This window comes from Pseudonocardia wallangbongensis, from assembly GCF_054486945.1.
Map to the genome: position 1 here is coordinate 558657 of NZ_JBRERS010000004.1, position 22314 is coordinate 580970.

Genomic DNA, 22314 nt, shown 5'->3' on the forward strand with positions numbered 1-22314 from the left:
CTGGAGCGGATCGAGATGCGTACGACGTGGCATGCGTGGCGCCACCACGTCGATCTGTGCCGCACTTGTGCGGCGCTCTGTCGAGGCTGACGAGCCGACCCGACCCTCCCACATCGCCGCCGTGCCGCGGCGGTGCCGACGCCTGCGCGTACTCCCGGATGAAGGACCACTCATGCCCCGACCCCGTGCCCCGTGGCTCGCCGCAGCCCTGCTGCTCGCCGCGTGCGGCTCCTCGCCATCGGCGGGCACCGCCGACCCCGGCGTCCCGCAGCCGGGCGGCACGCTGCGGTTCGCGGTGAGCAGCGACCAGGGGTGCGTCGACCCCCAACAGGTCGGCAGCAACGACACGATCTTCTCGCTGCGCCAGGTGGTCGACTCGCTCACCGACCAGGACCCGGCCACCGGCGCGCTGCGGCCGTGGCTGGCCACGAGCTGGGAGAGCAACGCCGACGCCAGCGCCTACACGTTCACGCTGCGCGAGGGCGTGACGTTCAGCGACGGCACGCCGCTGGACGCCACGGCCGTGCGGGCCAACTTCGACGCCGTCCAGGACCTCGGCGCCCGCGGCACGCTGCCGAAGGGCTACCTGGCCGGCTACGCGGGCACCACGGTGGAGAGCCCGACGCGGTTCACGGTGGCGTTCGACCGGCCCAACGTGCAGTTCCTGCAGGGCACGTCGACGCACAGCCTGGGCATCCTGTCCCCGGCGACGGTGGCGAAGAGCGACGACGAGCGCTGCGCCTCGGTGATCGCGTCCGGCCCGTTCGTGATCGAGTCCTACACCCGCGACGACTCGATCGTGCTCGCCAAGCGAGCCGGGTACGCCTGGGGTTCGTCGTTGTGGCAGTCGCCGGGTGAGGCCCGGCTGGACCGGGTCGAGTTCCGGATCGTGCCGGAGTCCGGGGTGCGCGTCGGGAGCCTGATGTCCGGCGAGGTGGACGCCGTCAGCAACCTCGCGCAGCAGGACGAGGTGCCGTTGACCGGCGCGGGCGCGCAGCTGCAGGGCCGGTCCAACCCCGGCATCCCGTTCGGGATCTCGTTCAACCAGGCCACCCCGGTCGGCGGGGATCCCGCGGTGCGGGAGGCGGTGTCGCTCGCGATCGACCGCGCCGAGGTCGTCGCCACCGTCTACAACTCGCAGACGAAGCCGGCCGCCAGCGCCCTCGCCTCGACGACGCCCGGGTACTCCGACCAGTCCGCCCTGCTCGCGTTCGACCCGGCGCAAGCGGGGTCGGTGCTCGACGCCGCAGGCTGGCTGCCCGGCCCGGACGGTGTCCGGGCGAGGAACGGCACGCCCTTGGCGGTGGAGCTGACCTGGTACTCCAACTCGCCCGCCAACCGCGCCGCCGTCGAGCTGATCCAGCAGCAGGTGCGCAAGGTCGGGATCGACGTGGCGCTGCGGGAGAAGCCGATCTCGGAGAACACCCCGACGCTGCAGTCCGGCGAGTTCACCGCGACGTGGGGCAACACCACCCGCGCCGACCCCGACATCCTGCGCAGCACCTACGCGACGGCCGGCAACAACTACTACCGGCTGCCACCCGGCCCGCTCGACGCCCTGCTCGCCGAGCAGGCGGCCCAGCCCGACGAGGCGGCCCGCGCCGCCACCGTCGCGCAGGCCCAGCAGCTGCTCGTGCAGGAGCACCACGCGATCCCGGTCGTCGAGCTGACGACGGTGCTGGGCGTCGCGGCCGACGTCCACGGGATCCTGTTCGACTCCGGCTCGCGGATCCAGCTGCACGACGCCTGGAAGGCGCAGCCGTGACCGGTCGGTACCTGGCCCGGCGGCTGCTGGCCGCGGTCGGGGTGCTCTGGGCGGCGTTCACGGTGTCGTTCGTCGTGCTCTACCTCCTGCCGGGCGACCCGGTGGCGACGATGGCGAGCGGCGGGCTGGACGGCGAGCCGCTGCCCCCCGAGCAGCTGGCCGCGCTGCGCGCCCGTTACGGGCTCGACCAGCCGCTGCTCGTGCAGTACGGGCAGCGGCTGCTCGCGGCGCTCACCGGGGACTTCGGGACCTCGATCCAGAACGGCCAGGACGTGCGCGGGGCGATCCTCGAGGCGCTGCCGCCCACGGTGGCGATCTCGGCGGCCGGGCTCGTGGTCGCGGTGCTCTTCGGCGGCACGGTGGCGCTCGCCGCCACCTACACCCGAGCGTTGTGGCTGCGGCAGCTGCTGATGGGGCTGCCCTCCCTCGCGGTGTCGCTCCCCGTCTTCTGGGTGGGTCTGATGCTCGTGCAGGTCTTCGCCTTCGGCCTCCACCTCCTGCCATCCCTCGGTGCGAACGGGGCAGCGGCGCTGGTGCTCCCGGCGGTGACGCTCGGCCTGCCGACCGGCGCGCTCGTGGCGCAGGTGCTCGCGAAGAGCCTCTCGCAGGCCCTCGGCGAGCCCTACGTCACCACCGCGCGCGCCAAGGGCGTCGGCCGCGCCGGCATCCACCTGCGGCACGCGCTGCGCAACGCCGCGCTGCCCGCGCTCACCGTGCTCGGCTACGTCGTGGGCAACCTCCTCGCCGGGTCGGTCGTGACGGAGACGGTGTTCACCCGGCCCGGGCTGGGCCGGCTCACGGTCGCCGCGGTCGGGGTGCAGGACATCCCGGTCGTGCAGGGGATCGTGGTGTTCGCGGCGGCGGTGTTCGTGCTGGTCAACCTGGCGGTCGACCTGATCTACCCGTTGCTCGACCCGCGGATCGGGGCGACCGCATGACGGAGCTTCTTGTTCGGGAGCAGGCGGTCGAGACCGAGGGGGCACCACCGAGCCGGGAGGGCCGTGTCCGGTTCCTGCTGCGCCGGCCCGGGCTCGTGGTCTCCGTGGTCTACGTGGCGCTGGTCGTGCTCGCGGCGTTCGCGCCGCAGGTGCTGGCGCCCGGCGACCCGGCCGCGGGCGTACCCGCGCTGCGGCTGCAGCCCCCCGGGGCGGCCGGTCTGTTCGGCACCGACTACCTCGGCCGTGACGTCTACACCCGGGTCGTGCACGGTGCGGCGCTCTCGCTGCAGGCCACGTTGATCGCGGTGGCGGTGGCGCTCGTCGTCGGCGGGCTGGTGGGCGTGCTCGCCGGCTTCGTCCGCGGCTGGCTCGACGAGGTGCTCATGCGCGGCGTCGACGTGCTGCTCGCGGTGCCCGCGGTGCTGCTGTCGCTCGCCCTGATCACGGCGCTGGGCTACGGCACGGTGAAGGTGGCGATCGCCGTGGGCATCGCGAGCGTCGCGAGCTTCGCCCGCGTGATGCGCGCGGAGACGTTGCGCGTGCGGCAGTCCACCTACGTCGAGGCCGCGCGTTCCGTCGGCACCCGGTGGCACGTCACGCTGCTGCGGCACGTGCTGCCGAACGCGGCCGGGCCGGTGCTCGTGCTCGCCGTGCTGGAGTTCGGCCTCGCGATCCTCGCGGTCTCGTCGCTGTCGTTCCTCGGTTACGGCGCTCCGCCGCCCGCCCCGGAGTGGGGCTCGCTGGTGGCCGAGGGGCGCAACTACATGGCGGTGGCGTGGTGGCTGTGCGCGGTGCCGGGGGCCGCGATCGCGGCCGCCGTGCTCGCGGTGAACCGGATCTCGCGTGCCCTGGACCGGGAGCGGGCCCGATGACTACGCCGCTCCTGCAGGTCGAGGACCTGCACGTCTCGTACGCCACCGCGGGTGGCCCCGTCGCGGCCGTGCGCGGCATCTCGCTGGCCGTCGCGCCGGGGGAGATCGTCGCGATCGTCGGGGAGTCCGGTTCGGGGAAGTCGACGCTCGCGCACGCCGTGGCCGGGCTGCTCCCCGGCACCGGGCGGATCGACGCGGGCAGCGTCGCCCTCGGCGGGCGGGAGCTCACCGGCCTGTCCGACCGGGCGTGGCGCACCGTGCGCGGCCGGCGGATCGGCCTCGTGCCGCAGGACCCCGGCGTCGCGCTCAACCCCGTGCAACGGGTCGGGGCGCAGGTCGCCGAGGCGCTCAAGGTGCACGGGCCGGCCGACCGGCGCAGCGCCCCCACCCGGGCCGTCGAGCTGCTGGCCGAGGCCGGGCTGCCCGACGCCGAGGCACGGGCGCGGCAGTACCCGCACGAGCTGTCGGGCGGGATGCGCCAGCGCGTGCTCATCGCCATCGGGATCGCGGCCCGCCCGCAGCTGCTCGTGGCCGACGAGCCGACCAGCGCCCTCGACGCCACCGTGCAGCGGCACATCCTCGATCGGCTCGACGAGCTCGTCCGCGCGTCCGGCACGGCCGTCCTGCTGATCACCCACGACCTCGGGGTGGCGGCCGACCGCGCCGACCGGCTCGTCGTGATGCAGGCCGGACGGGTCGTGGAGGAGGGGCCGGTGCGGGAGGTGCTCGCCGCGCCGCGGGACCCGTACACGCGGCGGCTGCTCGCGAGCGCGCCGGGGTTGCACCGGGACGCCGTGCGCGAACGCCCGGCGCCCGGGGCCGAGATGCTGGTGGAGGTCCGGGACCTGGTGAAGGAGTTCCCGCTGGGGCGGGGGCGCATCCGGGCCGTGGACGGCGTGAGCTTCGCGATCGCGCGGGGCGAGACGCTCGCCCTGGTCGGCGAGTCGGGTTCGGGCAAGTCGACGACCGCCCGGCTGGTGCTGCGGCTCGCCGACCCGACATCGGGCACGGTGGCGTTCGACGGTGCCGACATCACGCGCGTCCGTGGGCGGGCGTGGCGGGAGCTGCGGCGGCGCGCGCAGCTCGTCTACCAGAACCCGTACGCGTCGCTGGACCCCCGCTTCCCGATCGCCGAGGTGATCGCCGAGCCGCTGCGGGCGTTCCGGGTGGGGGACGCGCGGTCGCGCCGCGGCAGGGCCGCCGAGCTGCTGGACCGGGTCGCGCTGCCGGAGTCGGTGCTCGACCGGCGGCCCGCGGAGCTGTCGGGCGGCCAGCGCCAGCGCGTGGCGATCGCCCGTGCGCTCGCCCTCTCGCCCGACCTCGTGGTGTGCGACGAGCCGGTGTCCGCGCTCGACGTCAGCGTGTCGGCGCAGGTGCTCGACCTGCTCGCGGAGCTGCAGGCCGACGCCGGGCTCGCGTACCTGTTCATCTCCCACGACCTCGCCGTGGTGCGCCGGATCGCGCACCGCGTCGGCGTGCTGCGCGACGGAAGGCTGCTCGAGCTCGCGCCCACCGAGCAGCTCTTCGCCGACCCGCAGCACGAGTACACCCGCGAGCTGCTCGCCGCGATCGCGGGACGCCGGTTGGAGGAAACGGCATGAAGATCCTCGTCCTGACCCTGATCACCAACGGGCCCGACCCCGGCACCGGCCGGACGCCGACGCCGAACGCCCGCCTGCACCGGGTGGTCGAGAACGCCGTGCTGGCCGAGGAGCTGGGCTTCGACGGCTACGCGGTGGGGGAGCGGCACGAGCGGCCGTTCCTGTCCTCGGCGCCGCCGGTGGTGCTGTCCCACATCGCGGCGCGCACGTCGCGGATCACGCTGTTCACCGGGGTCACGACGCTCGCGCTGCTCGACCCGGTGCGCGCCTACGAGGACTACGCCACCCTCGACCAGCTCGCCGACGGCCGCCTCGAGCTGATCATCGGAAAGGGCAACGGGGCAGCGCAGGCGCAGCTGTTCCACGTGACCACCGACGACCAGTGGGACGCCGAGGGCTACGAGCTCTTCCGCCGGCTGTGGCGCGAGCAGCGCACCACCTGGAGCGGCCGGTTCCGCCCGCCGCTCGCCGCCGCGGAGACGTGGCCGCCACCGCGGCAGACGGTCGTGCCGATCCGGGTCTGGCACGGCAGCGCCACGAGCAAGGAGTCGGTGGAGGTGGCCGCCCGGTACGGGGATCCCTTGTTCTCGGCCAACGTCACCCACCCCATCGAGCCCTACGCCGAGCTGATCGCCCACTACCGCGAGCGGTGGGTGGCGCACGGCCACGACCCGGCCGCCGCGCTCGTCGGAGCGGGCACGGCGGGCTTCCACATCGCGAAGACCTCGCAGCAGGCGATCGAGGAGTTCCGGCCCGCCTTCGCCGCGCGGCGCGCGGCGGCCGAGCGGCTCGGGCTGCCGGTCGTGTTCGGAGACGTCGAGGACTTCGTCGAGCGCTCGTCCGCCCTGGTCGGCAGCGCGGCGCAGGTGGTGGACAAGGTGCTGCGCTACCACTCGGTGTTCGGGCACGAGGTGCTGCACCTCAACCTGGACGGCGACGGGCTCACCCCACGCCGGCACCGCGCGATGCTGGAGACCCTCCAGTCCGAGGTGGCACCCGCGCTGCGGGCCGCCGTGCCGAGCCGCCCCCTCGCCGGTGCCGTGCCCCGCGACCCGGACGACGCCCGGCCGACCGACGCACCCGTGGGCGTGGCCCGATGACGAGCGCAGTGACGGCCCGGCTGTCGATCCTCGACCTCGCACCGGTCCCGGCCGGTGGCGTCGCGGCCGACGCGCTGCGCAACTCCGTCGACCTCGCCCGGGTCGCGGAGCGGGCGGGCTACCGGCGGTACTGGGTGGCCGAGCACCACCTCGCGTCCGGGGTGGCCTCGTCGTCCACCCCGGTGCTGGTCGCCCTGATCGCCGCGGCGACGTCCCGGATCCGGGTCGGCTCCGGCGCGGTGCAGCTCCCGGTCACCTCACCGCTGCAGGCGGCCGAGCAGTTCGGCACGGTCGCGGCGCTGCACCCCGGCCGGGTGGACCTCGGCCTCGGCCGGTTCGACATCCACAAGATCCTGCGGCTGGCCGGCACGGCCCCGCAGCGCGACGCCGAACCGCCGCCCGCGCCCCCGTCCCGGGTGGTGGACGGGCTGCTGGTCCCGCCGGCCGCCCGCTTCCGCGGCGACCTCTCGACCTACGTCCACCTCGCGCGGCTGCTCGGGATCCGCCCGGAGGACCCGACCCCGGACTACGCGACGCAGGTCGGCGCGATCCTCGACTACCTAGCGCCGCCCGCCGCCCGGACGGGGCCACCGTCACCGTGCCGGCCGCCGAGGGGGCCGACCTCGACGTGTGGATCCTCGGCTCGAGCCCCGGCGAGAGCGCGCGGGTGGCGGGGGAGCGGGGTCTGCCGTTCGCGGCGAGCTACCACACCTCCCCGAGCTCGGTGCTGGAGACCGTCGACGCCTACCGGCGCGCGTTCCGGCCGTCGGACCGCCGGCCGGCACCGTACGTCGTGGTCTCGGCCGACGTCGTGGTCGCGGACACCGACGAGCGCGCGCGGGAGCTGGCCGCCCCGTACGCGCAGTGGGTGCTCGACATCCGCACCGGCGTCGGCGCCCGGCCCTACGTCACCCCGGAGCAGGCCGCGGCGCGGGAGTGGGCGGCCGCCGAGCGGGCGATCGTCGCCGACCGGACCGCCACCCAGTTCTCCGGGGCACCGGCGACCGTGGTGGAGGGGCTGGCCACGCTCGCGCGCGTCACCGGCGCCGACGAGCTGCTGGTCACCACGATCACCACCGACCACGCCGACCGCGTGCGCAGCACCGAGCTGCTGGCGGCGGCGTGGGCGGAACACACGGGCGCGCGAGCTGGTTGCACCCAGGAAGCGAACCGGGCGGGGGCGAGCGTCGGGCGATGAGTGAGCTTGCGAACGAATCAATGTCACAGCGTCCGCGCGAAGCGTCGGCCGAGCGCAGCGAGGCCGAACGATGAGTGAGCTTGCGAGCGAATCGATGTCACAGCGTCCGCGCGAAGCGTCGGCCGAGCGCAGCGAGGCCCACCGATGAGTCCTTTTACCGAGGCACGGATGCATCTCGCGGTCGAGCTCACCGCGGGCGGCCGGCACCCGGCGGCGGCGCTGTGGGCGGGGCTCGACCCGGCCGTGCTGCTCTCCGCGGCCCACCACGCCGGGCTGGCGCGCACGGCCGCCGGCCGTGGGCTCGACCTGGTACTGCTCCCGCACACGTTCCACCCCGACGGCGGGCCGTTGCTGGACGCCGTCGCGGTCGCCGCGCGGATCGCGCCGGTCGTGCCCGGGATCGGCCTGGTGCCGACGGCCACCGTCACCCACTCCGAGCCGTTCCACGTCTCCAAGTCGATCGCGACGCTCGACATCGTGTCGGCCGGGCGCGCGGGCTGGGAGCCGGCCGTGTCGCGCACGCAGGCCGAGGCGGACCTGTTCGGCCGCAAGGCCGCCGCGCCCGCCGGTGAGCTGTGGCGAGAGGCCGCCGACGCCATCGAGGTGGTGGTGCGGCTGTGGGACTCCTGGGAGGACGGCGCGGTGATCCGCGACGCCGCCACCGGCCGCTACGTCGACCGCGACAAGCTGCACCCCATCGACTTCCAGGGCGAGTTCTTCTCCGTGAAGGGCCCGTCGATCACGCCGCGTCCGCCGCAGGGACACCCCCTCGTCGTGCTGCGGGCCGACGAGGAGGAGGCGCTCCCGGTCGCGGCCCGCTGGGCGGACGTCGTGCGCATCGCCGCCCCGGACCTGCCGGAGGCCGTGCTCGCCCGCGAGCGGATCCGGTCCGCCGCCGCCGACGCGGGCCGCGACCCCGACGCCGTCACCGTGCTGCTCGACGTGGAGGTGCACCTGGCCGCCGACCGGCACCGGGCCCGCCGCGAGCTCGCCGAGCTGGACGCGCTCACCGGTGCCGAGCTGCCGGCGTCCTCGGTGCGGGTGCTCGGCCCGCCCACGGACCTCGCCGACCTCGTCGGCAGCGCCGTGCGGCTCGGTGCCGCCGACGGCGTCACGCTGGTGCCTCTCGTGCTGCCGGCCGACCTCGACGCGGTCGCCGCCCAGGCGGTGCCGCTGCTGGCCGGCCGCGGTCTCCTGCGCACGGGCCGGGCCGGCGGCTCGCTGCGAGCCCGGTTCGGGTTGTCCCGGCCGGCCAACCACTTCGCGGGAGCGGGAGCGGGATCGTGAGCGTCCAGAAGAAGCAGATCCACCTCGGCGCGCACTTCCCCGGCGTCAACAACACCACCGTCTGGAGCGACCCGGCGGCCGGCAGCCAGACCGACTTCGCCTCGTTCGTGCACTTCGCGCAGAACGCCGAGCGCGGCCTCATGGACTTCGTGTTCCTCGCCGAGGGCCTGCGGCTGCGCGAGCACCGCGGCCGCATCCACGACCTGGACGTGGTGGGCCGGCCCGACACGTTCACCGTGCTGAACGCGCTCGCCGCCGTCACGTCCCGGATCGGGTTGGCGGGCACGATCAACACGACCTACAACGAGCCGTACGAGCTGGCCGTGCAGTTCGCCTCGCTCGACCACCTGTCCGCGGGCCGGGCGGCGTGGAACATGGTCACCACGTCCGACGCGTTCACCGGGGAGAACTTCCGCCGCGGCGGTTTCCTGCCGCGCGAGCAACGCTACGAGCGGGCGGCGGAGGTCGTCGCGGTCACCCGGGCCCTCTGGGACTCCCACGGCGCCGAGATCGAGTACCTCGGCCCGCAGTTCGACGTGCGCGCCCGGTTCCCACTGCCGCCGGGCCCGCAGGGCCACCCGGTGCTGATCCAGGCGGGCGACTCCGCGCAGGGCCGCGACTTCGCCGCCGCCGCCGCCGACGCGATCTTCACGCTGCACGGCACGCTGGAGGCCGGGCAGGCGTTCTACGCCGACGTCAAGTCCCGGCTCCCGCAGCACGGCCGCAGCGCAGGCGACCTCAAGGTGCTGCCGGGCGTCACGTTCGTGCTCGGCGACACCGACGCCGACGCGCGGGAGGAGGCCGTCCGGATCCGCCGCCAGCAGGTGCCCCCGAAGACGGCGATCGCGTTCCTCGAACAGGTGTGGGGCCGTGAGCTGTCGCAGTACGACCCGGACGGCCCGCTGCCCGACGTCGACCCCGACGTCGACAACGTCTCGATCACGCGCGGCCGGGTGCGACACGCGCGCGACCCGCGGGCCGTCGCGCAGGAGTGGCGCGACTTCGCCGCAGCGCACGGCGGCCTCTCGATCCGCGAGGTCGTGATCGAGAAGACCGGCCGCCAGTCGTTCATCGGCTCGGCCCGCACCGTCGCCGCCGGGATGGACGAGTTCGTGCAGCACGACGCCTGCGACGGCTTCATCCTGGTGCCGCACCTGACACCCGGCGGCCTCGACCGGTTCGTCGCCGAGGTCGTCCCCGAGCTGCAGGACCGCGGCAGCTACCGCACCGCCTACCCCGGCCCCACCCTCCGCGACCACCTCGGACTGCGCCACCCGCACGCACCGCAGAACGCCCGGAAGGAGAGCGCTTGATGACCACCTTCGCGTCCACGCTCCAGCAGGAGTGGACGGCCTGGCACGCCGAGCGGGAGGCGGAGCTCTCCACCCCGCACGGCTGGCTCAGCCTCACCGCCCTGATCTGGCTCGACGGCACGGTTCGCGCCTTCGACGGTCTTCCCGGCACCTGGCGTGCCACCGGCGACGGCGGCGTCGAGCTCACCGCCGCAGGTGAGGCCGCGCTCGACGGCGCGCCGGTGACCGGCACCGTCCGGCTGGAGCCGGTCGACGGGCAGCCCGGTGTGCTCGTCGAGATCGGGGAGCGGCGGGTCGAGGTCATCCGCCGCACCGACGACTACGCGCTGCGGGTCCGCGACCCGCAGGCGATCACCCGCACGGCGTTCACCGGCGCGCCCGCGTTCGACGTGGACGAGCGCTGGGTGGTCGCGGCCCGCTTCGCGGCCTACCCCGAGCCACGCCGGCTCACAGTCGGTGCCGTGGTGGACGGGTTGCAGCACTTCCCGACGGCGGTCGGCGTCGTCCGCTTCGCCCTCCACGGCGCGGAGCACGAGCTCGTCGCGTTCCCCGGGAAGACCGGCGGGCTGTCCCTGCACTTCCGCGACGCCACGTCGGGCGGGAGCACCTACGGCGGCGGGCGCTCGGTGCTGCTCCCCGACCCCGACGCGGACGGCCGCGTCACGATCGACTTCAACCGCACCGTCAACCTGCCGTGCGCGTTCACGGCCCACGCCACCTGTCCGTTGCCACCGGCCGAGAACCGGCTGTCGGTGGCGGTGGAGGCGGGGGAGAGCACCCCGCCGCGGCCCGACCTGCCGGCGTGACGGTCGTCGTCGAGCCCGCGACGATGCGGGAGGTACTGGGTCACTTCGCGTCCGGCATCGTCGTGGTCACGGCGGCCGGGTCCGGCGGGCCGCTGGGGTTCACGTGCCAGTCGTTCGCGTCGCTGTCGCTGGACCCGGCGCTGATCAGCTTCTCGCCGTCGCGCACGTCGTCGACGTGGCCGCGGATCCGCGCGGCGGGCGCGTTCTGCGTCAACGTGCTGGCCGGCGACCAGCAGCACCTGTCCGGCGGGTTCGCGCGCTCCGGCACGGACAAGTTCGCCGGCGTGACCTGGTGGCCGGGGCCCTTCGGCGCACCGGTGCTGGAGGGCGCGTGCGCGTGGATCGGCTGCACGCTCTGGCGGGAGTACGACGGGGGAGACCACACGATCGTCGCCGGCCGGGTGCACGACCTCGGCGCCGACGCCACCCGCTCGCCGCTGCTGTTCCACCGGGGCCGCTACGGTCTTGCCGCGCACATCGAGGAGGACCGATGACACACGTGCTCGGGGTGGTCGCCGGGCCGGAGCCGGGCGGCCGCACCGCCACGGCCGTGGCCGGGGTGCTCGCCGGCGCCGAGAAGGCGGGTGCCACCACGTCCCTGCTGGAGCTGTCCGAGGCGGGCGCGGACGCGGTGATCGCCGCGTTCACCGGCGCCGACGGTGTGGTGTTCGGCAGCCCGGTGTACCGGGCCACCTACAGCGCCCTGCTCAAGGACCTGCTCGAGCGCACCGAGCGGGGGAAGTGGGGCGAGGCCACGGCGCCCCTGCAGGGCACGGTCGCCGCCACGGTGCTCACCGGGGCGAGCGGGCACCACTATCTGGCCCTCGGCGACCTGCGCGACGTCCTCGCGGGCTTCTTCGCGGTGCAGGTGCTCTCCCCGGGCCTGTACCTCGACCACGCCGGCTACGAGGACCGCACCACCCTCACCGGCGGGAGCGCGGAGCTCGCCGCGGCGCACGGGGCGGCCCTGGCCGACCTGGCAGGGGCGGTTCGTGCGTCGGCGGCGCTCCAGGCGATCACGCCGCAGATCTGAGTGTCCGTTCTCGGGCTCTGGTGAGCTGGGCGACGATCAAGCCGGGCCGGTGGAGGATCTCCAGTTTCGTGTAGCGGTAGATCCGCCGGCCCTTGTCGACGAGCGCGGTGTACCGGCCGACATCGCGCAGGACCCGGCCGGGCTCGGTGTGATCCCGCCCCTCGTACTCGATGTCGATCAGCAGATCGGGCCACGCGAGGTCGAGCCAGACCGCGGTGCGGGTGTGCGCGTCCTGCACCACCCACTGGACCTGGGGTTTCGGCAGGCGCGCTTGCACGACGAGCATGCGGAGCCGGGTCTCCATCGGAGAGCCGGCCCGGGGGTCGGCGTGCGCGAGCACGTACGGCACCAGCTCGTTGCCGCGCGAGCGGTGGAAACGGGCACTGAAATGCAACAGCAGGTCCGGCGGCCGAGAACCCCGACAGCACCCCCTTCCCCTCGACGTACCGGTAGGCCGCGTGCGAGCGCAGCGACAGGTCGGGTGGCCCCTCGTCGGGTGCCGCGATGTACGTGTCGGGGAAGATCCGCTGGAAGCGTGGACCGCGCAGCACGTCGGGTGTGACGAGGCCGGCGGCAAGTGCCGCGGAGCCGCGGAATGCGACCGGCCAACCCCCGACGTCCTGCACCCGCGAAGCATCGCCCACACGGCTGCATTCCGGGCCCGATTCGGAAATCCCGCTCGATGTAGACATGAGCGGGGTTCGCGGCGCCCGAGATCCGGCTCATGTCTACCTCGTCCGTGCGAAACGCTGCGCACACCCGCCGTCCACGCGCGACACAAGATCTGATGGGATGACGTGCTCGGAGCACGGGGGGACGGATGGCGGGTCGGCGACGCGACACGCGCACGGCCTACCTGCTGCTCGCGCCCAGCCTGTTCGGGATCAGCGCGTTCCTGGTGCTGCCGATCCTGGTGGTCGCGGCGCTCGCGATGCAGCGGTGGGACCTGATCGGCCCGCGCACGTTCGTCGGGTTCGACAACTTCGTGGCGGTGGCGGTCGACGGCCGGTTCGCCCGCTCCTTGCTGATCACCGCCGTGTTCGTGGCGATCGTGATCCCGGCGCAGACGGTGCTCGGGCTGGGTGCGGCCCTGCTGCTGAACCGCGGGCTGCGGGGGTCGGCCGCGTTCCGGGTGCTGTACGTGCTGCCGTGGATCTGCGCGCCGCTCGTGCTCGGCGTGGTGTGGCGCTGGATCCTCGCCCCCACCGACGGCGCCCTCAACGCGCTGATCGGCCGGCGCGTCGAGTGGCTCGCCGACCCCGCGCTCGCGCTGCCGTCCGTGGCGGCCGTGACGGTCTGGACGCAGATCGGCTACGTCGCCCTCTTCTTCTCGGCCGGGCTGCGTGCGATCCCCGACACCGTGCACGAGGCCGCGATGCTCGACGGGGCGGGCCCGTGGCAACGCTTCTGGCGGATCACGCTGCCCCTGCTGCGGCCCACCACGTTCTTCGTGCTGGTCACCGGCGTGATCGCGAGCTTCCAGGTGTTCGACTCCGTCTACGCGCTCACGCCGAACGGGGGGCCGCAGGGCGTCACCGACGTCGTGGCGGGCCGGATCTACTACGAGGCGTTCGAGCAGCGCGCGGTCGGGCAGGCCGCGGTGATGGCGCTGGTGCTGTTCGTGCTCCTCGTGGCGGTGACCCTCGTCCAGCAGCGGTGGTTCGCCCGCCGCACGACCTACGACCTGTCGACATGAGGACCGCCGGGACGTACGCGCTGCTGGTGCTCGGCGCGGTCGCGACGCTCGCCCCGTTCCTGTTGAGCGTGGCGACGGCGCTGAAGTCGCCGCAGCAGTTCGCGTCCGAGCCCGCGCTGACCCTGCCCGCCCCGCCGACCCTCGTGAACTTCGCCGAGCTGTTCGGGGAGCGCTACGACTTCGTGGCGCCGGTCGTGGTCACCGCACAGGTCGTGGCCGTGATCCTGGTGGGCCAGCTGGTGTTCTCCGTGTTCGCCGCGTACGCCTTCGCCCGCCTGCGCTTCCCCGGCCGGGACGCCCTCTTCTGGCTGTACGTGGCCACGCTGATGGTGCCCCAGGTCGTCACGATCATCCCGCTCTACGCGGTGTTCGCCGACCTCGGCATCCGCAACACGTTCTGGGCGCTCGTGCTCCCGTACCTCTTCGGGCACCCGTACGGGATCTTCCTGCTCCGCGAGTACTTCAAGGGCATCCCCGGCGACCTGCTCGACGCCGCGAAGCTCGACGGCGCGGGCACCCTGCGCATCCTGTGGCACGTCGTCGTGCCGGTGAGCCGGCCGATCCTCGCGACGCTCGCGATCATCACCGTCGTCACGCACTGGAACAACTTCCTGTGGCCCCTGGTGATCACCACCGGGCGGCAGTGGCAGGTCCTGACGGTCGCGACCTCGGCCCTGCAGTCGCAGTACAACTCCAACTGGACGATCGTCATGGCGGCCACCACGATCGCCGTCCTGCCGCTCACGATCCTGTTCCTGGCGTTCCAGCGCCACGTCGTCCGCTCGATCACGATCACCGGGTTCCGGTAGGGAGTCCAGACATGAGATTGCGCCCCCTCGTCACGGCGTTGGCCGCGGCGCTCGCCCTGGCCGCCTGCTCGCCGGCCGCCCCGGACGCCGGCCCGTCCGACGAGGGCGGCACGACCGTCACCGTGCGGATCTGGGACGAGCAGGTCGCCACGGCGTACGAGGAGTCGTTCGACGAGTTCACCCGCCAGAACCCGGACGTGCGGGTGCAGCTGGACGTCGTGCCGTGGAGCGACTACTTCACCGGCCTCACCCTGGACGTCGCGAGCGGCACCGCGGAGGACGTCTACTGGCTCAACAGCTCCAACTTCGGGGCGCTCGCCGACGGCGGCAAGCTGATCGACGTCGGCGCCGAGATGGCGGGCGACGCCGCGGGCTGGGTGCCGGCGGCGGTGGAGCAGTACACGCGGAACGGCACGCTCTGGGGCGTCCCGGCGCTCACGGACGGGCGCATCGCCGTCTACTACAACAAGGCGATGGTCGATGCCGCGGGCGTCGACCCGGACGACCTGACCTGGAACCCGGCCGACCCGGCCGCCGACACGTTCCTGCCCGCTGCGCGCAAGCTCACCCTCGACAGCGCGGGCCGCACCGCCGACCAGCCCGGCTTCGACCCGGGCGCGATCACCCAGTACGGCTTCAACGCCGCCCGCGACCTGAACGCCATCTACTGGAACTTCGCCGGCTCCAACGGCGGCCGCATCCAGGCCCCGGACGAGACCCTCACCTTCACCGACCCCAGGACCACCGAGGCGTTCTCCTACCTGGTCAAGCTGATCAACACCGACCACGTGGCGCCGTCGGCGGCCGACACCAACGACAACCCCGACTTCAGCCGCGACCAGTTCCTGCAGGGCAAGATGGCGCTCTTCCAGTCCGGCACCTACAACCTCAAGAACGTCGGCGACGGCGCGACGTTCGAGTGGGGCATCGCGCCCCTGCCCGCCGGGCCCGCGGGCCGCGTCAGCGTCGCCAACGGGGTGATCGCCGCCGGCAACGCCGACAGCCCGCGCCGCGACGCCATCCTGAAGGTGCTGCGCTGGCTCGGCTCGCCGGAGGGCGCCTCCTACGTCGGCGCGGAGGGTGCGGGGCTGCCCGCCGTGACCGCCGCCCAGCAGCAGTACTACGACTACTGGGAGGGCCAGGGCGTCGACACCCGGTTCTTCGGCGACGCCGGCGGCACCGCGACGATCCCGGCGCCCTCCGGCCCGAAGTTCGAGGCCGCGTCGACGGCGTTCAACCCGATCCTGAACGAGGTGTTCGCCGGCCGCACCCCGGTGGCGGAGGGGATGCAACAGGCGCAGGACGCTGGCAACGCGGCGATGCGCTGACGCGCGGCGGGTTAAAGACTTCAATTAGTGCTTGCTGATATCTCAGCTGGCTCATACTCTGATCTCAGGCCCCCGAGCCAAGGAGATCCCTGTGCCGGCCAGTCGTGAAACCCGCTCCGCGCTGGTCATCGGCGACGTCCAGCGGGGCATCACGGGCGACTACCCGTTCGCCCGGCAGGTCGTGCCGCCGCTCACCGCGCTGCTTCCGCGCGCTCGCGCGGCCGGTGCCCTCGTCGTGTTCGTGCACTTCGGACTCCGCGGCAACGGGGCCGATCTGCCGCCGGGCAACGGGATGGTCCGGTCGTTCCACGAAGCCGGGGACGCCTTCCACGAGGGATCGGCCGGAACGGAGATCGATCTGCCGGTCGCCGAGGAGGACGTCGTCGTCCTGAAGCGCCGTGCGAGCGCGTTCGCCGGCACGGACCTCGACCTCGTGCTCCGGGCACAGGGCGTCGGCACGCTCGCGGTCGCCGGCGTCGCGACCAGTGCCATGGTCGCCGCGACGTGCTACGACGCCGCAGATCGTGGGTACGGGGTGACCGTTCTCCGTGACGGCTGCGCCGACGGCGACCCGGCGATGCACGACTTCTTCATGGACGCGGTGTTCCCCAGCCGCGGGTTCGAGGTCGTGACCTGCGCGCACTGGGACGGTGGACATGATGCTCCTCCGACGTGAGACGCGGGCGGCTCACCCCGGCATCTCGATGTTCGCCCTGCTCACCGACGTGCTCCTGGCCAGCACCAGTAGCACGTCGCGCCGCACGCGCTCGCACCGCTCGTGCATGGCCAGGTGGGCGCCGTCGACGTCCCGCGCACGAATCCGTTCGGCGATGGCCTGCAGCTCCCCGGGCGGGCTCGCGGCGCCGGGGGCGATCAACGAGGCCATCCGCAGCACCCGTTCCAGCTCGTCGACGACGTCGACGACCGCCTTGGCGAGGCGTGCGTTGCCGCTGGAGTTGGCGATGACGGCCTCGAACTCGATCCCGGCCCGCAGCGACTCCTCCTGCTCCACCTCGCCCGCGGCGAGCGCGACCGGCACCTGGGCCAGCTCGTCGAGCCGGTCGAGCGCCGGCGCCTCGACGCCCCGGCGCGCGGCAGCGGCCGCGGCGTCGCCGGACAGCAACGTCCGCATGCCACAGAGGTCGTCGGTGTCCTGGAGGGTGATCGGGCTGACGACGTAACCCGCTCGCGGGAGCGCGGTCACGAGCCCGTCGCTCCGCAGCTGCGCGAGCGCCTCGCGCACCGGGGTCTTGCTGATGTGCCACTGCTGCGCGAGCGACGTCTCGGTGAAGCTGCTGCCGGGTGGCAGCTTCAGGTCGATGATCTGGCGCCTGATCGCCCGGTAGGCCCGGTCGGCGCGGCCGAGGCCGGCGTCCTCACGGCCGACCAGCAACAGGGCCGGGATGTGAGGGGTGATGTCACCCACCTGCTGAGCGTACCAGGGACGTAGATAGAAATACTCGAGCACATGGTTGATATCTCAAGACGTGAGGAGTGCCCGATGACGGCGGTACCGCCGCAACGCACGTCCCTCGGCGACGCGGCCGAACTGCGGCCGCTGCAGCCCGAGCACGCCGAGGAGTTCCTGGCCCACATGGATCGAGGACGCGAGTTCGTGGGCCGGTTCATCCGGCTGCCGGACCTCGTGCCGGACCTGGCCTCCGCCCGCGAGTTCCTGAGTGGCTACGCGCAGCGCGCCGCCGCCGACACCGGCCGGCTCGACGGCATCTGGTGGGAGGGTCGGCTGGTCGGCGGCGTCATGCTGCGCTCGATGGACGTGGCCGAGGGGATCGCCGAGGTCGGCTGCTGGCTGGAGCCGTCCGCGGTCGGGCACGGCCTCGTCGTCCGCGCCGCCCGGGTGCTGATCGGGTGGGCGATCGAGGAGCGCGGCATCCACCGGGTCGAGTGGCGGGTCGCGCCCCAGAACGTCGCGAGCATCGCGGTGGCCCGCCGGCTCGGGATGCGTCGCGACGGGGTGCTGCGGGAGCGGTACCTGCACCGCGGCTCCCGCTACGACTCGGAGGTGTGGTCCCTGCTGGCCCCCGAGTGGCGTGCCGCGCAGGCGGGATGACCGGTGTTCACCGAGGAGACGCGTGATCGGCTGCGGGAGGCGCTGCTCGACCGGGCGCGCCGCGACGGCCGGATCGCCGCCGCTGCGCTGGTCGGCTCGGCCGCGTCCGGTCGCCTGGACCGGTGGTCGGACATCGACCTGGCCCTGCGGGTCGGCCCGGACGCCGACCGGGACGTGGTCGTCGCGGACTGGACCGATTCCCTGCGTCGCGAGCACGACGCGGTCGACCACCTCGACGTCGACCGCGGGGGCACGCTCTACCGCGTCTTCCTGCGCGCCGACACGTTGCAGGTCGACCTCTCCTTCTGGGCCTTCGACGAGTTCCGGCCGACCGGACCGCACTTCGCGCTGGTGTTCGGCGAGGCCATGGACGGCGGTGCGGCGACGTCCGCTCCGGAGACGCACCTCGTGGGCCGGGCCTGGCTCTACGCGCTGCACGCGCGGTCGGCGATCGCGCGCGGGCGGATCTGGCAGGCCGAGTACATGGTCGGTGGGATGCGGGAGCACGTGATCGCCCTGGCCTGCCGACGCCACGGCCTGCCGGCGGTCCAGGGCCGCGGCGTCGACGACCTTCCGCCCGCGGTGACCGCCCCGCTCGCCGCGACCCTGGTCCGGTCGCCCGGCGCCGCGGACGTCCACGAGGCCTTCGCGGCGGCGTGCGCGCTGCTCGCCGACGAGGTCGCCCTCCTCGACGGGGCGCTGGCCGCGCGGATCGGTCCCGTGCTGGGCGAGCTGGTGGGCAGCGCCGTTCCCGGCGGGCACCCCGAACCGGACTGAACGCCGGCGGGGAGTCAGGGTGCCCGGGCCGCCGGGACCTGGCGGGCCAGCGCGCGCCCGATCACGCGGGCTCCGTCGGGGAAGCGCGCGGGGTCGGGCCCGGAGAAGTTGAGCCGGACGTAGGGGGCCGACGGTTCGGCGGGGAACCATTCGGTGCCCGGCGCGATCAGCACGCCGTCGGTCTCGCAGTCGCTGGCGAGCCGGTCCAGATCGGTCCCGTCGGGCAGGCGGGCCCACAGGTGCAGCCCGCCGCGCGGCACGTGGTCGGGCCGTGCGTCCGGGACGTGCTCGGCGAGGCTGTCGATCAGCAGGTCGCGCCGGGTCCGCAGCTGGTGGCCGAGGTTGCGCAGGTGGGTGCGCCATCCGGGCTGCGTGACGACGTCGAGCGCGGCGGCCTGGAGGAGGTCGCTGACGTACATCGACTCGGCGCCGCGGTCGGCGAGGATGCGGTCGCGAACGGGGCCCCGGGCGATCACGCCGGCGACGCGCACGGCCGGCGACACGCTCTTGGTCAATGAACGCACGTACACGACGTGGCCGGCGTCGTCGTGCGCGGCGAGGGGTCGCACGGTGGTGTCGATGCCGAAGTCGTGGGCCCAGTCGTCCTCCACGAGGAACGCGCCGTGCGCACGGACGGCGTCGAGCACCCGCTCCGCGCGTTCCCGGGACCACTGCGCGCCCGTCGGGTTGGCGTAGTTGGGCTGGGCGTAGAGCAGGCGTGCCCCGGTCTCGTCGAACGCGCGCGCGAGCTCGTCCGGGTCGGGGCCGTCCGGCCCGCTGGGCACGGGGACGGCGCGCACCCCGGCCTGGGCCGCGGCGAGGATGGCACCCCAGTACGTCGGGGACTCGAGGAGCACCGGCCGGCCGGGGCCCACGATGGCCCGGAAGATCGAGCTCAGCCCGCTCTGGCTGCCGGGCACGATCAGCACGTCCCGCGCGGCGGGTGGGGTGCCGCCCACCGGTTTGGCCTCGGCGAGCTCGGTGGCGAACCAGGCCCGCAGGTCCGGCGACCCGGCCGCGTCCGACCGCACGAGCGCGGCGGTGCCCCGCGCGGCGCGGGTGAGCGCGGCGCGCACCAGGCGCCCCGGGAGGAGTGCGGGGTCGGGGTAGCCGGCGTGCAGGCCGATCGCGTCGGGGGAGGCGCTGCGCAGGGGCGTCGACAGGGTCGGGATGCGCGCCCGCGGCGCCCCGAGCGCGCCGGTCTGCCAGCCGTAGTCGAGCGCACGGGCGGTCCGGACGTCGCGGACGAACGTGCCGACGCCGGGGCGGCTCTCGACGAGCCCGAGCGCCCCGAGCGTCCGCATCGCCTTCTGGACGGTCACCGGGCTCGCCCCGTACTGCGCCACCAGCGCCCGGTTGGACGGCACGCGTGCACCCGGCGGCGCCTGACCGATCCACGTGCGCAGGCCGGTCACGATCCGCGCGCTGCTATCGTCGGGCATGTCAGTAGACAGTAGCGCTACTTCAGCTGGAACCCCTGCGTTATCGTCCGGACTCTGGTGGGGCCTGCTGGGCGTGGCGTCGTTCTCCCTCACCGTGCCCTTCACCCGCGTCGCCGTCGGCGGACTCGCGCCGCTCCTCATCGGCTCGGGGCGCGCGGTCGGCGCCGCGGTGCTCGCCGCCGCCGCGCTCCTCCTGACCGGGCAACGCCTGCCGACGCGCGTCCAGTGGATGCGGCTGGCCGTGGTGGCCACCGGCATCGTCGCCGGCTTCCCGCTCCTGACCTCGTACGCGTTGACGACGGTGCCGGCGATCCACGGCGCAGTGGTGATCGCGCTCCTGCCCGTCGCGACCGCGGTCGTCGCCGTTCTGCGGGAGCGCGAGCGCCTTCCCCGGTCGTTCTGGATCATGGCGGTGGTCGGCGCCCTCGCGGCGCTGCTGTTCGCGTCGCTACAGGGCGGCGGGTTCGGACGGCTCCACCTCGCGGACCTGCTGCTGTTCGGGGCCGTCGTCGCGGCCGCGATCGGGTACGCCGAGGGCGGGCTGCTCGCCCGCGAGCTCGGCTCCTGGCAGACCGTGTCCTGGGCGCTCGTGCTGTCCGCCCCGGTGATGATCGCCCTGGCCGCCGCGTCGGCGCTCCACCAGCCGCCGGCCGCGACGCCGGTCGAGTGGGCCGCGTTCGCCTACCTCGCGGTGGTGAGCATGTTCCTCGGCTTCTTCGCCTGGTACCGCGGCCTGGCCATCGGACCGATGGCGCAGGTCAGCCAGGTGCAGCTCGTGCAGCCGGTGCTGACGATCATCTGGGCGGCGGTGCTGCTGGGCGAGGAGCTGACCTGGCCGACCGTGCTCGGCGGCGTCGCCGTGGTCGTCTGCGCCGGCATCGCCGTGCGGATCCGCCTCGACCGCACCACGGCGTCCCGACGCGTGGCGACCGTGATCGTCGAGTGCGGTCACAGAGCCGCACCGGTGCGGCTGGAGAACCGCATGCGCTGATCAACCCCGGGCAGAGGGCCCCCAGTTCGGCAACACCCTCCATGCGAGCGCGGGGTCCCGATCCTGCCGATCATGGTCACCATTTCGCGTTGATCGGCGAGCCGGTGCGCGTGTCACCACCCCGGGAATCAACCGGCTAGGCCGCGGCTAGGCCACCCACGGCGCCGGCAGCTCCGAGAAGAGCGCGAGCCGTTCCGCGCACCGGCGCATCGTGTCGTCGGCGCCGGTCACCACCGGGCGGCCGGCGGTCTCCGGCACCGCGCCGGGCGGGAACGGCCGGGCCGGCCCGTCGCGCCGCACCGCGTCCAGCAGGTGCATGAACGGCGCGCACGCGGCGAGCGGGGCGACCAGCGGAACGGCCGGGTCGGCGAGGTGGGCCACGAGGTTGTCCAGCAGCACGGTGCGGCCCGGCGGCCCGGTGACCTCGGCACCGTCGGCGGTGCGGCCCGTCAGCGTGTCGGTGGTGTACTCGAGCTCCAACCGCCCCTCCTCGCCGTGCACGACGATCAGCGGGAGGCGGTGCTCGGCGGCGCACAGCGTGACGGCAACGACGATCGGCACGCCGTTCGCGGTGAGCCGGGCCGATGCGGTGTCGTCGCCCTCGGGGGAGGCGGCGCGGTAGCGCTCCAGCTCCACGGTGACATCGGCGTCGTCGGGCACGCCCGCCACCCGCAGCGCCGACGCCGTGGCGTGCGCGAACGCGTTGGTGAGCGCGCCGTCGGTGACCGGCACGCCGTCGACGGCCATCCGCCCGGCCCACGGCGCGCGCGTGAAGTAGGACCGCTCGCGCACCCACGCCCCGTGCACGCCGATCCCGCGCACCGCCCCCACGGCGCCGTCGGCGACGAGCCGGGCCGCGTGGGCGAGGGCGTGCGAGCCGAAGGACTGGAAGCCGACCTGGCACACCCGCCCGCCCACCTCGACCTCGGCCGCCAGCTCCCGGAACTGCGCCATCGACGCGGTCGGCGGCTTCTCCAGCAGCAGGTGCGACCCGGCCGCCAGCGCGAGCCGCGCCAGCGGCAGGTGCGTGTGGATCGGGGTGGAGACGATCGTGACGTCCGGCTGTACCCGTTCCAGCAGCGCGGCGGCGTCGGCGAGCACCGGCACGTCCGCGCCGCCGGGGAGTGCGCGCACCCGTTCGAGGGCCTCGGCCTCGGGTGGCCGCGGATCGGCGAGCCCGGCCACGCGCACCGCGCCCGTGGCGGCGAGGCGCAGCAGCCCGTCGAGGTGTACCCGCCCGTAGCCGTGCAGGCCGAGCAGCGCGACGCGCGGGGTCATGATCCTCCT

At 74.1% G+C, this 22314-nt stretch carries 23 protein-coding genes and 1 pseudogene; 19 read left to right on the forward strand and 5 right to left on the reverse strand.

Annotated elements, in window-relative coordinates:
- The first annotated feature begins 172 nt into the window (after positions 1 to 172).
- The 6 genes and pseudogenes from ACU436_RS17860 to ACU436_RS17885 form a co-directional block, all read left to right on the forward strand.
- Positions 173 to 1765, forward strand: a complete 1593-nt coding sequence (locus ACU436_RS17860; protein ID WP_459026618.1) for an ABC transporter substrate-binding protein — start codon at positions 173 to 175, stop codon at positions 1763 to 1765.
- Positions 1762 to 2703, forward strand: a complete 942-nt coding sequence (locus ACU436_RS17865; protein ID WP_459026620.1) for an ABC transporter permease — start codon at positions 1762 to 1764, stop codon at positions 2701 to 2703. Before ACU436_RS17860 ends, ACU436_RS17865 begins: the two co-directional genes overlap by 4 nt.
- Positions 2700 to 3575, forward strand: a complete 876-nt coding sequence (locus tag ACU436_RS17870; protein WP_459026622.1) for an ABC transporter permease — start codon at positions 2700 to 2702, stop codon at positions 3573 to 3575. Before ACU436_RS17865 ends, ACU436_RS17870 begins: the two co-directional genes overlap by 4 nt.
- Entirely contained in the window at positions 3572 to 5176 is a 1605-nt protein-coding gene (locus ACU436_RS17875) for a dipeptide ABC transporter ATP-binding protein (protein WP_459026623.1), read from the forward strand. The genes ACU436_RS17870 and ACU436_RS17875 overlap by 4 nt, the downstream gene beginning before the upstream one ends.
- Positions 5173 to 6276 (forward strand): LLM class flavin-dependent oxidoreductase, encoded by a 1104-nt coding sequence (locus ACU436_RS17880; RefSeq protein WP_459026625.1) that lies wholly within the window; start codon positions 5173 to 5175, stop codon positions 6274 to 6276. The genes ACU436_RS17875 and ACU436_RS17880 overlap by 4 nt, the downstream gene beginning before the upstream one ends.
- A pseudogene (locus tag ACU436_RS17885) lies at positions 6273 to 6587 on the forward strand (LLM class flavin-dependent oxidoreductase); the annotation flags it as partial. The gene ACU436_RS17880 and the pseudogene ACU436_RS17885, both read left to right, overlap by 4 nt.
- Here the strand turns inward: ACU436_RS17885 and ACU436_RS17890 are convergent.
- The gene (locus tag ACU436_RS17890; RefSeq protein WP_459026627.1) at positions 6534 to 6758 is read right to left on the reverse strand and encodes a hypothetical protein; all 225 of its coding nucleotides are present in this window, start codon (positions 6756 to 6758) and stop codon (positions 6534 to 6536) included. The pseudogene ACU436_RS17885 and the gene ACU436_RS17890 overlap by 54 nt on opposite strands.
- Before the next feature lie 116 nt (positions 6759 to 6874).
- On the opposite strand from ACU436_RS17890, the gene ACU436_RS17895 reads away from it, so the two are divergent.
- The 6 genes from ACU436_RS17895 (at position 6875) to ACU436_RS17920 (ending at position 11913) form a co-directional block, all read left to right on the forward strand.
- Complete coding sequence (locus ACU436_RS17895) at positions 6875 to 7474, forward strand: LLM class flavin-dependent oxidoreductase (protein ID WP_459026629.1); 600 nt, start codon at positions 6875 to 6877, stop codon at positions 7472 to 7474.
- Between the two features lie 168 nt (positions 7475 to 7642).
- Positions 7643 to 8761: an LLM class flavin-dependent oxidoreductase gene (locus ACU436_RS17900; RefSeq protein ID WP_459026631.1), complete on the forward strand. Its 1119-nt coding sequence runs from the start codon at positions 7643 to 7645 to the stop codon at positions 8759 to 8761.
- The gene (locus tag ACU436_RS17905; RefSeq protein ID WP_459026633.1) at positions 8758 to 10074 is read left to right on the forward strand and encodes an NtaA/DmoA family FMN-dependent monooxygenase; all 1317 of its coding nucleotides are present in this window, start codon (positions 8758 to 8760) and stop codon (positions 10072 to 10074) included. The genes ACU436_RS17900 and ACU436_RS17905 overlap by 4 nt, the downstream gene beginning before the upstream one ends.
- Positions 10074 to 10880, forward strand: a complete 807-nt coding sequence (locus tag ACU436_RS17910) for a DUF1684 domain-containing protein (RefSeq protein ID WP_459026634.1) — start codon at positions 10074 to 10076, stop codon at positions 10878 to 10880. Before ACU436_RS17905 ends, ACU436_RS17910 begins: the two co-directional genes overlap by 1 nt.
- A complete protein-coding gene (locus tag ACU436_RS17915) occupies positions 10877 to 11374 on the forward strand; it encodes a flavin reductase family protein (RefSeq protein ID WP_459026636.1) in 498 nt (165 codons plus the stop codon). The genes ACU436_RS17910 and ACU436_RS17915 overlap by 4 nt, the downstream gene beginning before the upstream one ends.
- Positions 11371 to 11913: an NAD(P)H-dependent oxidoreductase gene (locus ACU436_RS17920; protein ID WP_459026638.1), complete on the forward strand. Its 543-nt coding sequence runs from the start codon at positions 11371 to 11373 to the stop codon at positions 11911 to 11913. The genes ACU436_RS17915 and ACU436_RS17920 overlap by 4 nt, the downstream gene beginning before the upstream one ends.
- On the opposite strand, the gene ACU436_RS17925 is transcribed toward ACU436_RS17920, so the two are convergent.
- A complete protein-coding gene (locus ACU436_RS17925; RefSeq protein ID WP_459026640.1) occupies positions 11897 to 12307 on the reverse strand; it encodes a hypothetical protein in 411 nt (136 codons plus the stop codon). The two genes, ACU436_RS17920 and ACU436_RS17925, sit on opposite strands and share 17 nt — an antisense overlap.
- 426 nt (positions 12308 to 12733) lie before the next feature.
- On the opposite strand from ACU436_RS17925, the gene ACU436_RS17930 reads away from it, so the two are divergent.
- The 4 genes from ACU436_RS17930 (at position 12734) to ACU436_RS17945 (ending at position 16422) form a co-directional block, all read left to right on the forward strand.
- Complete coding sequence (locus tag ACU436_RS17930; protein WP_459026642.1) at positions 12734 to 13609, forward strand: carbohydrate ABC transporter permease; 876 nt, start codon at positions 12734 to 12736, stop codon at positions 13607 to 13609.
- The gene (locus ACU436_RS17935; protein WP_459026644.1) at positions 13606 to 14418 is read left to right on the forward strand and encodes a carbohydrate ABC transporter permease; all 813 of its coding nucleotides are present in this window, start codon (positions 13606 to 13608) and stop codon (positions 14416 to 14418) included. The genes ACU436_RS17930 and ACU436_RS17935 overlap by 4 nt, the downstream gene beginning before the upstream one ends.
- Before the next feature lie 11 nt (positions 14419 to 14429).
- Entirely contained in the window at positions 14430 to 15746 is a 1317-nt protein-coding gene (locus ACU436_RS17940) for an ABC transporter substrate-binding protein (protein ID WP_459026646.1), read from the forward strand.
- A 91-nt stretch (positions 15747 to 15837) separates the two neighbouring features.
- Positions 15838 to 16422, forward strand: coding sequence for a cysteine hydrolase family protein (locus tag ACU436_RS17945; protein WP_459026647.1), 585 nt, complete (start codon positions 15838 to 15840; stop codon positions 16420 to 16422).
- Positions 16423 to 16434: 12 nt separating this feature from the next.
- Here ACU436_RS17945 and ACU436_RS17950 read toward each other — a convergent pair whose 3' ends face one another.
- Complete coding sequence (locus ACU436_RS17950; RefSeq protein ID WP_459026649.1) at positions 16435 to 17172, reverse strand: GntR family transcriptional regulator; 738 nt, start codon at positions 17170 to 17172, stop codon at positions 16435 to 16437.
- 75 nt (positions 17173 to 17247) lie between these two features.
- On the opposite strand from ACU436_RS17950, the gene ACU436_RS17955 reads away from it, so the two are divergent.
- On the forward strand, positions 17248 to 17817 hold the full coding sequence (locus ACU436_RS17955) for a GNAT family N-acetyltransferase (RefSeq protein WP_459026651.1): 570 nt from the start codon (positions 17248 to 17250) through the stop codon (positions 17815 to 17817).
- A gap of 3 nt (positions 17818 to 17820) precedes the next feature.
- The gene (locus ACU436_RS17960) at positions 17821 to 18594 is read left to right on the forward strand and encodes a nucleotidyltransferase domain-containing protein (RefSeq protein ID WP_459026653.1); all 774 of its coding nucleotides are present in this window, start codon (positions 17821 to 17823) and stop codon (positions 18592 to 18594) included.
- A gap of 14 nt (positions 18595 to 18608) precedes the next feature.
- On the opposite strand, the gene ACU436_RS17965 is transcribed toward ACU436_RS17960, so the two are convergent.
- Positions 18609 to 20036, reverse strand: coding sequence for an aminotransferase-like domain-containing protein (locus ACU436_RS17965; RefSeq protein ID WP_459026655.1), 1428 nt, complete (start codon positions 20034 to 20036; stop codon positions 18609 to 18611).
- Between ACU436_RS17965 and ACU436_RS17970 the strand changes: the two genes are divergently transcribed.
- On the forward strand, positions 20035 to 21027 hold the full coding sequence (locus ACU436_RS17970) for a DMT family transporter (RefSeq protein WP_459026657.1): 993 nt from the start codon (positions 20035 to 20037) through the stop codon (positions 21025 to 21027). The genes ACU436_RS17965 and ACU436_RS17970 overlap by 2 nt on opposite strands.
- 147 nt (positions 21028 to 21174) lie before the next feature.
- Here ACU436_RS17970 and ACU436_RS17975 read toward each other — a convergent pair whose 3' ends face one another.
- Positions 21175 to 22305: a Gfo/Idh/MocA family protein gene (locus ACU436_RS17975; RefSeq protein ID WP_459026659.1), complete on the reverse strand. Its 1131-nt coding sequence runs from the start codon at positions 22303 to 22305 to the stop codon at positions 21175 to 21177.
- Positions 22306 to 22314: the final 9 nt, after the last annotated feature.